Annotated in this window: 10 protein-coding genes and 2 tRNA genes; 9 read left to right on the top strand and 3 right to left on the bottom strand. The window is 65.2% G+C overall.

Annotation, left to right across the window (positions count from 1 at the left end; translation table 11 throughout):
• Nucleotides 1-162 precede the first annotated feature (162 nt).
• The 9 genes from dnaN (at nucleotide 163) to IWX89_RS12475 (ending at nucleotide 9,278) form a co-directional block, all read left to right on the top strand.
• A complete protein-coding gene (gene dnaN / locus IWX89_RS12515) occupies nucleotides 163-1,311 on the top strand; it encodes a DNA polymerase III subunit beta (protein ID WP_134540337.1) in 1,149 nt (382 codons plus the stop codon).
• A 14-nt stretch (nucleotides 1,312-1,325) separates the two neighbouring features.
• Nucleotides 1,326-2,213, top strand: coding sequence for a phosphogluconate dehydrogenase (NAD(+)-dependent, decarboxylating) (gnd, locus tag IWX89_RS12510; protein ID WP_196903884.1), 888 nt, complete (start codon nucleotides 1,326-1,328; stop codon nucleotides 2,211-2,213).
• 5 nt (nucleotides 2,214-2,218) lie between these two features.
• The gene (recF, locus tag IWX89_RS12505) at nucleotides 2,219-3,421 is read left to right on the top strand and encodes a DNA replication/repair protein RecF (protein WP_196903882.1); all 1,203 of its coding nucleotides are present in this window, start codon (nucleotides 2,219-2,221) and stop codon (nucleotides 3,419-3,421) included.
• Nucleotides 3,414-3,902: a DUF721 domain-containing protein gene (locus tag IWX89_RS12500; RefSeq protein WP_231383239.1), complete on the top strand. Its 489-nt coding sequence runs from the start codon at nucleotides 3,414-3,416 to the stop codon at nucleotides 3,900-3,902. Before recF ends, IWX89_RS12500 begins: the two co-directional genes overlap by 8 nt.
• A 122-nt stretch (nucleotides 3,903-4,024) precedes the next feature.
• Nucleotides 4,025-6,001 carry a DNA topoisomerase (ATP-hydrolyzing) subunit B gene (gene gyrB, locus IWX89_RS12495; RefSeq protein ID WP_196903880.1) on the top strand — a complete coding sequence of 659 codons (1,977 nt, stop codon included), beginning with the start codon at nucleotides 4,025-4,027 and terminating at the stop codon, nucleotides 5,999-6,001.
• 61 nt (nucleotides 6,002-6,062) lie between these two features.
• Nucleotides 6,063-8,612 carry a DNA gyrase subunit A gene (gyrA, locus tag IWX89_RS12490; protein WP_231383252.1) on the top strand — a complete coding sequence of 850 codons (2,550 nt, stop codon included), beginning with the start codon at nucleotides 6,063-6,065 and terminating at the stop codon, nucleotides 8,610-8,612.
• Nucleotides 8,605-9,012: a DUF3566 domain-containing protein gene (locus IWX89_RS12485; protein WP_134507568.1), complete on the top strand. Its 408-nt coding sequence runs from the start codon at nucleotides 8,605-8,607 to the stop codon at nucleotides 9,010-9,012. The genes gyrA and IWX89_RS12485 overlap by 8 nt, the downstream gene beginning before the upstream one ends.
• An 83-nt stretch (nucleotides 9,013-9,095) precedes the next feature.
• A tRNA-Ile gene (locus tag IWX89_RS12480) sits at nucleotides 9,096-9,169 on the top strand.
• 36 nt (nucleotides 9,170-9,205) lie between these two features.
• Nucleotides 9,206-9,278, top strand: a tRNA-Ala gene (locus IWX89_RS12475).
• Nucleotides 9,279-9,688: 410 nt separating this feature from the next.
• Here the strand turns inward: IWX89_RS12475 and IWX89_RS12470 are convergent.
• From IWX89_RS12470 to IWX89_RS12460, 3 genes are all read right to left on the bottom strand, one after another.
• A complete protein-coding gene (locus IWX89_RS12470) occupies nucleotides 9,689-10,174 on the bottom strand; it encodes a DUF222 domain-containing protein (protein WP_196903878.1) in 486 nt (161 codons plus the stop codon).
• A gap of 16 nt (nucleotides 10,175-10,190) precedes the next feature.
• A complete protein-coding gene (locus IWX89_RS18830) occupies nucleotides 10,191-11,660 on the bottom strand; it encodes a DUF222 domain-containing protein (protein ID WP_196903877.1) in 1,470 nt (489 codons plus the stop codon).
• A gap of 255 nt (nucleotides 11,661-11,915) precedes the next feature.
• On the bottom strand, nucleotides 11,916-12,443 hold the full coding sequence (locus IWX89_RS12460) for a hypothetical protein (protein WP_196903876.1): 528 nt from the start codon (nucleotides 12,441-12,443) through the stop codon (nucleotides 11,916-11,918).
• Between the last annotated feature and the right edge of the window lie 60 nt (nucleotides 12,444-12,503).

The following is a 12,503-nucleotide window of genomic DNA, read 5'->3' as shown; positions in this document are numbered from 1 at the left end:
AGAGTTATCCACAGTTTCCACAACGGTTAAGAAGATTAACAATTAACTTCTATCTCTCTCCATCCGACAACCTTTGCTGCTCCGCACCGCCGCAACGAATGACAAAAAAACCCGACTAGCATTGAGGCCGTATCCAGGTCTCCCATCGACAGGAGTGACTTCGTGAGATTTCAGGCCAACCGAGACGTCTTCAGCGAAGCCGTCTCTTTCGCTGTGAAGCTCCTTCCCCAGCGCACCACGCTGCCCATTTTGAGCGGTGTGCTGATCGAAGCGACGGCGACCGGCCTCATCCTCTCGTCGTTCGACTACGAGGTGTCGGCGCAAACCGAGATCGCCGCAGACGTCGAGGAAACCGGCAAGGTTCTCGTCTCCGGTCGTCTCCTGGCCGAAATCGCGAGCCGGATGCCCAACGCCCCCGTGCGTTTCTCGACGAATGAGTCGCGGATCACTGTCAGCTGCGGCTCGGCCAGCTTCACTCTGCTGTCCATGCCCGTTGAGGAATATCCGAGCATCCCGCAGGTCAGCGCCCAATCCGGACTGGTGCCCGCAGAAGAGTTCGCTGCAGCCGTCGCCCAGGTGGCCGTCGCCGCATCCCGGGACGACGTCACCCCGGTCATCACCGGAGTTCAGCTTCAGATCACCGAGAACAGCCTCAGCCTCGTCGCGACCGACCGCTACCGGGTCGCAGTGCGCGAGATCGACTGGGACCCGGGAACCAATACCGCCACGGACACCATCACGGCGCTCGTTCCTGCCCGCACGCTGCAGGAAGTCGGCAAGACCTTCGGCCACAGCGGCACCATCTCGGTGGCCATCACGAACACGGACGATCGCGAGCTGATCGCATTCACGGCTGACAAGAAGACCGTGACAAGCCTCCTGATCAAGGGCAACTACCCGCCCGTGCGCCGGCTCTTTCCCGAGAACGTCGACAACTACGCCGTGATGAACACCGCCGAGCTGATCGAGGCCACCCGCCGGGTGCAGCTGGTCCTCGAGCGTGAGGCAGCACTGCGCTTCACCTTCACCGCCGATGGACTCACTCTCGAGGCCGTCGGATCAGAGCAGGCGCAGGCATCCGAAACGATCGATGCGATCCTCTCCGGAACCGAGACAGTCGTCTCGCTCAAGCCGCAGTTCCTGCTCGACGGCCTCGGCGCCGTGCACTCCGAATTCGTTCGCATCTCATTCACGAAGACGGAGAACCCCAACAAGCCAGGCCCTGTGCTGATCACGAGCCAGACTTCTCGTGACCAGCCCGGCGCCGACAGCTACAAGTACCTGCTCCAGCCCAACCTGCTGCTGCGTTGATCAGGAGACAGACCATGCACATCGGCATCATCGGCCTCGGCAAAATGGGCGCGAACATGCGCGACCGCCTCCGAGCGGGCAGCATCGACGTCACCGGCTACGACCGCAACCCGGGAGTGACGGATGTCCCCTCGACGGCCGCTCTCGTTGCGGCCCTGCCGTCTCCCCGCCTGGTCTGGGTGATGGTTCCGGCCGGCAGCATCACGACCGCGGTGATCACCGAACTCTCCGGCCTGCTCGAAGAGGGCGACCTGGTCATCGACGGCGGCAACTCGCGCTTCACCGATGATTTCACCCACGCAGCGCTGCTAGCGAAAACCGGTGTGAACTACATCGATGCCGGGGTGTCCGGCGGGGTATGGGGTCTGCACAACGGTTTCGGTCTGACGGTGGGCGGATCAGCCGATCAGGTCGAGCGCGCCATGCCCGTTTTCGATGCGTTGCGCCCGGAAGGGCCGCGCGAAGAAGGTTTCGTGCACGCCGGCGAGGTCGGGGCCGGCCACTACGCGAAGATGGTGCACAACGGCATCGAATATGCGCTCATGCAGTCCTACGCCGAGGGCTATGAACTGCTCGAGAAGCGAGACGACCTGATCAAGGATGTCCCCGGGATCTTCAAGGCCTGGCAGCGCGGAACAGTGGTGCGTTCCTGGCTGCTCGAGCTGCTGGTCAAGGCGCTGGACGAGGACCCGGACCTCGGTGCGATCGAGGGATTCGTCGAGGACTCGGGCGAAGGCCGCTGGACGATCGAAGAAGCAATCAACAACGCGGTTCCGGTCCCCACGATCAGCGCGGCGATCTTCGCACGATTCGTTTCACGTCAGGAAGATTCGCCGGCCATGAAGGCGGTCGCGGCACTGCGCAACCAATTCGGTGGCCACGCCGTCAAAAAGGCCGACTGACTCGAGTGCGGGTCACTCACCTCTCACTCACCGATTTCCGCAACTACGCGGCAGTCGAGGTTCCCTTTGAACCGGGGCCGAACCTCATTGTGGGGCGGAACGGCCAGGGCAAAACCAACCTGGTTGAGGCTCTCGGGTTTCTCAGCACGCTCAGCTCGCACCGGGTGTCGACGACCTCCGCGATGATCCGGGCCGGCCAGGATGCCGGCATCATCCGTGCCAGGCTCGAATACAACGGACGAGACCTGCTCACCGAGGTGCAGATCAACCGCTCCGGGTTGAACCGGGCCCAGGTCAATCGTTCGGTGATCAAGACCCGTGACCTGCCGCGATACTTCTCGAGCGTCTTGTTCGCCCCCGAAGACCTGGCTCTGGTGCGCGGCGATCCGTCGGGCCGGCGCCGTTTCCTGGACCAGCTCCTCGTCTTGCGCACGCCCCGGCTCGCCGGGGTTCTCGCCGACTACGACCGGGTTCTGCGCCAGCGCAACACCCTGTTGAAATCTGCCCGCGCATCCGGTCTCCGCACAACCCAACTGGGAACACTGGAGATCTGGGACGACCGGCTCGTCGAACTGGGCTCGGAGATCATCGACGAGCGCGCCGAACTCGTGCGCCAGCTCGGCGAACCGCTGCGCGCGGCCTACGAAGCCGTCGCCGGGGAAGACCACGGACCGCAGCTGCTCAGTTCGCTGAGCATCATGGGAGCGGATGAGGAGAATTCCGCCTCGGTCGAGCCGCGTGCGGTGGTCGAGCCTGTCGAGACCATTGTGGGTTCCGGCGTCTCGACAGGCTCGACGGCAGGGGCCGGCTCGACGACAGACCTGTTCCGGGCCGCACTGGCCGGCCTGCGGCGAAAGGAACTCGACCGCGGAATGACCCTGGTCGGCCCGCACCGCGACGACCTGGTCTTCATGCTCAACCAGCTCCCCGCGAAGGGGTATGCCAGCCACGGGGAATCCTGGTCATTCGCCCTCGCCCTCAAGCTCGCGTCGGCCGAACTGCTCCGCCGGGACTCCGCCAGTGGCGACCCCGTGCTCATCCTCGACGACGTCTTCGCCGAACTCGACCTCTCCCGGAGGAGGCGGCTGGCGGCGGCGGTCACCGGATTCCAGCAGGTGCTGATCACGGCGGCCGTGCTCGAGGATGTGCCCGAGGACCTCACGGCGCACACGATCCACATCAACGCGGGGGCCGTCGTCGATGGCTGAGCCGAGCGAGGCATCCAGGGTCTACCTGCGATTCAAGGATGTGTTCGGCGACCCGAACGCAAAACGGGTGCGGGCCAGGCGCCGCCCGAGGGATGAGACCGGGTCGAGCGTTCCATTTGGAGCGGGTCGCGACCCACGCGGCATTGGCGACACCATCAACTCGCTGACCCTGCAGCTCGGCTGGAACTCCCCGCTCGCCCAGTCCGAACTCCTCGCCTCATGGATCGAGCTCGCCGGCGAGGAAACATCGAAGCACTCCACTCCGGCGGGCATCGAGGACGGTGTCCTCACCGTGCAATGCGAGTCGACGGCGTGGGCCACCCAGCTTCGGATGATGCGGGTCGACATCATGACGCACATCGCCGTGAGGTACCCCGACGCGGGTATCCAGTCGATCCGTTTTCAGGGACCCAACGCCCCCTCCTGGAAAAAGGGTCCCAGATCAATCCCAGGGCGCGGTCCGCGCGATACCTACGGCTAGGGAGACAAATCTGGTCACCCCCGGGAATAAAACGCGTCAGATCGCCGATTTTGGCCCGGGTCCGTGCACCCGTTTGGTAAGCTAAAGGGTCGCCCGCGCGACGGTCAGGAGCCCAATTACAGATGTCAGTTGAACCACAGATCGAGCCGGAGCACGGATACGGTGCCGACGATATCCAGGTTCTCGAAGGACTTGAAGCCGTTCGCAAACGACCCGGCATGTATATCGGGTCAACCGGACCGCGGGGACTGCATCACCTTGTCTACGAGATTGTGGACAACTCCGTCGACGAGGCGCTTGCCGGGCATTGCGACACCATCGGCATTGAAATCCTGGCCGACGGCGCCGTTCGCGTCGCCGACAACGGTCGCGGCATCCCGGTAGACATCCACAAGGCGGAGGGACGTTCGACCGTCGAGGTCGTTCTGACCGTCCTGCACGCGGGCGGAAAATTCGGCGGCGGCGGTTACTCCGTCTCCGGTGGGCTGCACGGCGTCGGCAGCTCCGTCGTCAACGCGTTGTCCTCCCGCCTCGACGTCGAGGTGCGCCGGCAGGGGCACGTGTGGCGGCAGCGTTTCCACGACGGTGTCCCGGATGCCCCGCTCACCATGGATGAGGCATCCGACGAGACCGGCACCACAATCACGTTCTGGCCGAGCGCGGAAACCTTCGAGACGATCGAATTCGATTTCGAGACCCTGCGGGCCAGGTTCCAGCAGATGGCGTTCCTCAACAAGGGCCTGAGCCTGACCCTCACCGACGAGCGGCCGGATCACCTCGACGACGAGGGCAATCCGATCCACAAGACCTTCATGTACGAGAAGGGTCTCGTCGACTACGTCGAGTACCTGAACCGTGCGAAGAAGGCCGACCTGGTCAACGAGGAGATCATCTCCTTCGAGTGGGAAGACCACGAACGCAAGATGGCCCTCGAAGTGGCCATGCAGTGGACCACCGCGTACACCGAAAGCGTCCACACCTACGCGAACACGATCAACACGCACGAGGGTGGAACCCACGAAGAGGGCTTCCGCGCTGCGCTGACCACGCTGGTCAACAAGTACGCCCGGGAAAAGGGCATCCTGAAAGAAAAGGATGACAACCTCACCGGCGACGACGTGCGCGAGGGACTGACCGCGGTCGTGTCGATCAAGCTCGCCGAGCCGCAGTTCGAGGGCCAGACGAAGACCAAGCTCGGCAACACCGAGGCGAAGTCGTTCGTGCAGAAGGTCGCCAACGATCAGCTCTCCGACTGGTTCAACCGCAACCCGAACCCGGCGCGGGAGATCATCCGCAAGGCGCTGCAGGCGTCGAACGCCCGGATGGCCGCTCGCAAGGCGCGGGAAACCGCACGCCGCAAGGGACTCCTCGAGGGCGGAGGGATGCCCGGCAAGCTCAAGGATTGCCAGAGCAAAGACCCGTCGATCTCTGAGATCTTCATCGTCGAGGGTGACTCGGCCGGCGGCTCCGCCGTGCAGGGCCGCAACCCCGAGACGCAGGCGATCCTCCCGCTGCGCGGCAAGATCCTCAACGTCGAGAAGGCGCGGCTGGACCGTGCCCTCGGCAACAACGAGGTGCAGGCGATGATCACGGCGTTCGGCGCCGGCATCGGCGAGGAATTCAACCCGGACAAGGTCAGATATCACAAGATCGTCTTGATGGCCGACGCCGACGTCGACGGCCAGCACATCACGACCCTGCTGCTGACCCTGCTGTTCCGGTACATGCGCCCGCTGATCGACCTCGGCTACGTGTACCTCGCCCAGCCGCCGCTGTACCGCCTGAAGTGGGCGAACTCGGCACACGAATACGTGTATTCCGACAAGGAGCGAGACGCACTGCTCGCCGACGGCGCGGCCGCCGGCAAGCGGATCCCGAAGGACAACGGCATCCAGCGATACAAGGGCCTCGGCGAGATGGACTACAAGGAACTGTGGGAAACCACGATGGCTCCTGAGTCCCGCACCCTGCTGCAGGTCACGCTCGACGACGCGGCCGCCGCCGACGAGATCTTCTCCACCCTGATGGGCGAGGACGTCGAGTCCCGCCGAAACTTCATCCAAAAGAACGCGAAGGACGTGCGTTTCCTTGACATCTGACGACACCACCAACGACGGCATCCCCGGCGACGAAACCTCTGCGGCGAGCAGCGGCGACAGCCTGGTCGCAGCAGCGGATGCCGACGCCGCCGCCAAGCACCTCGTGCAGCACGGCCGGATCGACCAGGTCGACCTCCAGCTGGAGATGCAGCGGTCGTATCTCGACTACGCGATGAGCGTCATCGTCGGGCGCGCCCTGCCTGACGTGCGTGACGGCATGAAGCCGGTGCACCGCCGGGTCATCTACGCCATGTTCGACGGCGGTTACCGCCCCGACAAGGCGTTCTCTAAGTGCGCCCGTGTCGTCGGCGACGTGATGGGCCAGTTCCACCCGCACGGTGACTCCTCGATCTATGACGCGCTTGTGCGCCTCGTCCAGCCCTGGAGCCTTCGCTACCCGCTCGCCCTCGGCCAGGGAAACTTCGGTTCCCCGGGTAATGACGGCGCCGCCGCCCCGCGATACACCGAAACGAAGATGGCCCCGCTGGCCCTCGAAATGGTTCGCGACATCGACGAAGACACCGTCGATTTCCAGGACAACTACGACGGCCGCACGCTCGAGCCGACCGTGCTGCCCGCCCGGTTCCCGAACCTGCTGGTGAACGGGTCGGTCGGCATCGCCGTCGGCATGGCCACCAACATCCCGCCGCACAACCTGCGCGAGGTGGCCGCCGGCGCCCTCTGGTACCTCGAGAACCCCGACGCGACCCGGGAGGAGTTGCTCGAAGCGCTCATCCTGCGGATCAAGGGACCGGACTTCCCGACCGGAGCGCAGATCCTCGGAATCAAGGGCATCCAGGACGCTTACCGAACCGGCCGCGGCTCGATCACCATGCGCGCCGTGGTCAGCATCGAGGAACTCCAGGGCCGCACCTGCCTCGTGATCACCGAGCTGCCGTACCAGGTCAACCCGGACAACCTGGCGATCAAGATCGCCGACCTCGTCAAGGACGGCAAGATCGCCGGCATCGCGGACATTCGCGACGAGACGTCGGGCCGCACCGGCCAGCGCCTCGTCATCGTGCTCAAGCGCGACGCGGTGGCCAAGGTCGTACTCAACAACCTCTACAAGCACACCCCGCTCCAGGAGAACTTCGGCGCGAACATGCTCGCGATTGTCGACGGTGTGCCGCGCACGCTGTCCCTCGACGGTTTCATCGCCGCGTGGGTCGCCCACCAGGTCGAGGTCATCGTTCGCCGCACCCAGTTCCGGCTGAACAAGGCCGAAGCGGATGCGCACATCCTCCGCGGCTACCTCAAGGCCCTCGACGCCCTCGACGAGGTGATCGCCCTCATCCGTCGCTCCCCGACGGTCGACGACGCCCGCACCGGCCTGATGGACCTGCTCGACGTGGACAAGCTTCAGGCCGACGCGATTCTGACAATGCAGCTGCGCCGTCTGGCCGCCCTCGAACGTCAGAAGATCATCGATCAGGCCGCTGAACTCGAACTGCAGATCGTCGAATTCAAGTCGATCCTGGCCAGCCCGGAGCGCCAGCGCACGATCATCAGCGAGGAGCTGACCGAGATCACCGACAAGTTCGGCGATGTGCGGCGTACCGAGATCATGTTCGGATTCGACGGAGACATGTCGGTCGAAGACCTCATCCCCGAAGAGGAGATGGTGGTCACGGTCACCCGCGGCGGTTACATCAAACGCACCCGCAGCGACAACTACCGCAACCAGCACCGCGGTGGCAAGGGCGTCAAGGGCGCTCAGCTGCGCGCCGACGACGTGGTCGAGCACTTCTTCGTCACCACCACGCACCACTGGTTGTTGTTCTTCACAAACACGGGCCGGGTCTACCGGGCCAAGGCCTACGAGGCGCAGGAATCCGGCCGCGATGCGAAGGGCCAGCACGTGGCCAACCTGCTCGCACTGCAGCCCGGTGAGGAGATCGCGCAGATCCTCGACATCCGCGACTATGGGGTTGCCCAGTACCTCACCCTGGCCACCAGGGATGGTCTGATCAAGAAGACCGCGCTGAGTGAATACGACACGAACCGCACCGGCGGGATCATCGCGATCAAGCTCCGTGAGGGCGACGAACTCGTCTCCGCGCTGCTCGTCGAAGAGGACTCCGACCTGCTGCTCGTCTCCCGCAAGGGAATGTCCATCCGGTTCACCGCCTCGGACGAGGCGCTTCGCCCGATGGGACGCAGTACCTCCGGCGTGATCGGGATGCATTTCCGTGGCGAGGACAGGCTGCTCGACGCCTCCGTCGTCTCGGACGATGGTTACGTGTTCGTCGTCACCGAGGGCGGGTACGCAAAACGCACCGCCGCTGACCAGTACCGTCTGCAGAACCGCGGCGGCCTGGGCATCAAGGTCGCCAAGTTGAACGACGACCGCGGCGACCTGGTCGGCTCCCTCATCGTGGACGAGGAGGACGAGGTCCTTGTGGTTCTTGCCAGCGGCAAGGTGGTACGCTCTGACGTCGCCGAAGTCCCGGCCAAGGGGCGGGACACGATGGGCGTTGTCTTCGCTAAGTTTGCGGATGAAGACAGGATCATTGCCATAGCGAAGAACACCGAGCGCAATCTGGTGGCCGAGATCGAAGCGGCTGAACCAGATGGCGACTCGGGGAAGGAAGAGCCCGTAAATGAGTAGTGTCGCAGAAAAGCTCGCCAAGAAGTCCGGGCGGAGGCCGAGCACGGGCAAGCAGGTTCGCCTCAAGCTGGTCTATATCGACTTCTGGTCGGCCGTGAAGCTGTCGTTCCTGATCGCCCTGTGCCTGGGAATCGTGACCATCGTCGCCACGTTCCTTGTCTTCACCGTGCTGAACGGGACCGGGATCTTCGAGAAGGTCGACGCCCTCTATGCCGACATCGCCGGCTCGTCGGCAGATCTCGCCAGCATCCTGTCGATCGGCAATGTCATGGGCTTCGCCGTCGTCGTGGCCATTTTGAACACGGTCGTCATTACGGCACTCGGTGCCGTGTACGCAGTGCTGTACAACCTGAGCGTGAAGATCACCGGTGGTTTGCTCGTCGGTTTCACCAACAACTAGCGTCAACCGCTCCCAATCGGGCCGATTCTCGGCCCGATTGGGAGAAACCGGCCAGATCCGGTAGTCTCAAATCTGCCCAATAGGGGGATATAGCTCAGTTGGTTAGAGCGCTTCGCTGATAACGAAGAGGTCCCAGGTTCAAATCCCGGTATCCCCACGCAGCACCGCAACACACACGTCCCCGTGATCATGCGGGGCCATAGCTCAATTGGTAGAGCGCCTGCTTTGCAAGCAGGAGGTCCGGGGTTCGATTCCCCGTGGCTCCACAAATCAGGAACGCCCGTCCCCTCGGTTTGGGGGCGGGCGTTTCTCGATTAAAAGCCTTGCGAACTAAACGCCCTGCGAACCGTCGTCGACTCAGTTCGGTTATCCCGACTCAGGGTCTCGGCTCCCGGACTGCCAGGTGTTCCCTGTTCGTGCAGCCGCCCTTTTGGGACAATCGTCCGGCGTCAACACTCTGCACTCGACGAGCCGGTGCCCTTTTGCGGCATCAGGAGGCGATTGTGGGCACCAGAGTGTCTTCGGCCCACGTGCTGACCCCGGCGTCCCGGCAGGCGACCGAGTCGCGCCCTGGCGCCTTGTGCCGGTGGTCGAGCCTGTCGAGACCCCGGTGTCATAAGTCCGGCAAGCTCATTCGCCGCCGGCGCTTCCGGTCGGGCCGCGCTGAACCGGTCGGTCAGTCCGTGTCCTGGTCCCGGGTGGGCGTGCCCGGGTCGAGTTGCCGGTGGGTCTTGCTGGGGAGGGGGATGAGCGTTTGTTCTGGGTCGACGGACACGGGTGGCTTGAGCCAGTACTGGTCGCCGTCGTGGATGATGGTCCAGCCTTTGTTGTGGAGCAGCAGGTGGTGGGGGTGGCAGAGGCAGACTCCGTCGGCGAGGTCGGTGTAGCCGTTTTCGAGGAGCCACTCCTTGAGGTGGTGGGCTTCGGTCCAGGACGGGGGCCGGTCGCACTCTGGCCAGACGCAGCCGCCGTCGCGGGCGCCCATCGCGGTGCGTTGGGCCGGGGTGAAGAGACGTTGTTCCCTTCCGACGTCGAGCGGTTGGCCCGTGTTGTCGAAGAGGATTCCGATGTAGCCGGTGTCGCAGAGTTGTCGTTCGACGGTGGCGAGGGAGATCGGGGCGGGGTTGCCCTCGATGGACCCGTGCCCGGTCGCGAGGACCACGGCCGTCCCCGGCCGGTCAGGTTGGCCGGTTCGCCCGGTTTGCCCGGATGGCCCGGTTTGCCCAGCGTGGATGGCTTGGCCGGTTTGGCTGGTCTGGCCGGATTGGCCGGGATCGCGAGGCTGCCGGGGTTGGCCAAGCTCGCCCGGCTGGGTTGGCTCGGTGGGTTGGCCGGGTTGGTCGGATTGGACTGGCCGAGTTGGCCCATCTGATTGGCCCGGCTGGGTTGGCCGGGCAGGCTGGGGGGGGGGGAGCGGCTGTGGCAGGTCTGCCCGCCGGCATGGGCCGGGGGCCTGCTGGCATCCCGGGTGCTCCCAGCGGTCCAGGTGCGGTGGTGTGGGGTGTTGAGGGGAATGCACCGGCAGCGTCGGCTGCGTCGGGTGCGCTGCCGCTCCCGATGCCGGTGTTGGTGCGGGTGGTGTTGGTGAGGTCTTTTTGGGTGACGATGATGCGGACGGTGGGGCGGCGGCCGCCGAGCATCTGGCCGGGGTCTGCTTCGCCGGCGATTTTGAGTAGTTGCACGAAGGAGTCCGCGGCGATCTGCGCGGTGCTGCGCGGGTCGTCCTGGACGGCCTTGGCCCAGGCGGCGCGCTTCGGGTCCACGAAGCGCACCCCGCCGCGCCTGGGGCTGGTGATCGAGTCGTAGGTGGAGAGCACGAACTCGCCGTCTTCGGGGGCGAAGAGCCCGTGCAGGCGAACCTTGCCGTCGGGGAGGCGGTAGACCTTGAGGAACCGGTCGTCGTAAGCCTGCTTCTCGCGGGCGGCGATGCCGGCCTGGTCGAGGTCGTCGCGCATCCTGCGGGCCCGGGTGAAGCATTGGTCCGCGTTGAGCGTCGCGGACTCCGCCAGCAGCTGGGTCAGGGCGGTGGCGAGTGTGTCGGCGGTGACGGCGGTGTCGATGTCGCCCAGGCCCTTGCGGATGGATTCGGCGGCGTCTACCGAGAGAGTGCCGGCGGTCACGGCACGGGCGATCGGCGCCTGCCACGACCCGGCGCCGGCCGGATCGGACGGGAACCCACCGAGGCCGCCCGTCCCACCGAGGCCGCCCGAGTCGCCGCCGGCGCCCGTCCCGTCAACGCTCGTCCCGTCGGCGCCGGTCCCGTCAACGCCGGTCCCGTCGGCACCGGCCGCCTCGAGCGCCTCTGCGGCCTGCCGGTCGGCGGCCTCCGCCCGGGCGAGCATCGTGCCCACCGCGACGAGCTTGAACGCTTCGTTCTTGCTCGAGCCGGTGACCTTCTGGATCATCGCCTCGGGCGAGAGGAAACCCTGCTGCGCAGCCAGGCCCGAGTGGCCCAGCTCCGGGCGGGAGCGGTCGGCGATGGTCGCGGCCATCCACGCCGCGTACATCTCGAGCAGGCGGCGGGCCTCCGCGATCTGGGACTGACCGGTCAGCACCGCCGCATCCGGGAGGGCCGCCAGGTCGGCGCTGGAGCAGCCCAGGCGGGCGACGGCGTCCGCCGCCTGTCTGAGCTGCTCTGCCGGGTTCATGCCACGAAGATACCAAAATATGAACACAGATATGAGACATTGTCACGTCTTGTGGATAACTTGTTCGAAGATTTATTCTTTGGTCTCGACAGGCTCGACCACCGGAGCGGCTCGAGCACCGGGCGGCTCGACCACCGGGGCGGTCCGACCACCGGGGCGGTTCGACCAGCGCGCGGACCGACCAGCGCTGGGTGGTGACAAGAGGAAGGGCCCGCATCCATCGGATGCGGGCCCTTCCTGGAAAACCTCGGAGGATTAGTCCTCGACGGAGGTGGCTACTGCGGGCTCGTCTTCGGCGACCCAGAGCTCGTCGTCCGCACGGAACGTCTGCCAGACGGCGTAGGCGACTCCGAGAGCGGCTGCGAGGCCGACACCGATGGCGATGTAGCTGCCGGCGCCAAGGCCCTTCTTCTCGATCACAACGGGCTTCTGGAACCGCACCCGGTTGATCGCTGCGCGCACGCGCGCATCGCGGGCGACGTCGCCGACGCTCATCACCGTGCCGATCGCGGTGCCGAGGCCCGGGAGGACCTTCTCGACGACCTGGTGCCGCACTCCCTCAGCCAATTCCTGCGTGGCGTGCACGCTGGGGCGGAGGATGTTCTCGTAGCTCTCGCGCACCCGAGGAACAACTTCCTCACGGGTGAGCACCCCGGCCTGGCGGCCGGCCTCGCGCGCAATTGCGTTTGCGCGCTCAAGCACTTCCTGCTGGTGGTTCCACAATTCGTCTGCGCTCTTGCGCAGCCGTGTCAGTTCCTTGCGGCGCTTGCGTGACAGGCTCATCTGGACCCTCCATCGATGTCATGTGGCTAACTCCCTCCATCTTGCCACGCAATCGACTGG

It is taken from the genome of Cryobacterium sp. MP_M3 (assembly GCF_015752155.1).
GTDB lineage: Bacteria > Actinomycetota > Actinomycetes > Actinomycetales > Microbacteriaceae > Cryobacterium.
Note: the sequence above shows the minus strand (reverse complement) of the source record. Positions and strands in the feature narration are given on the sequence as shown.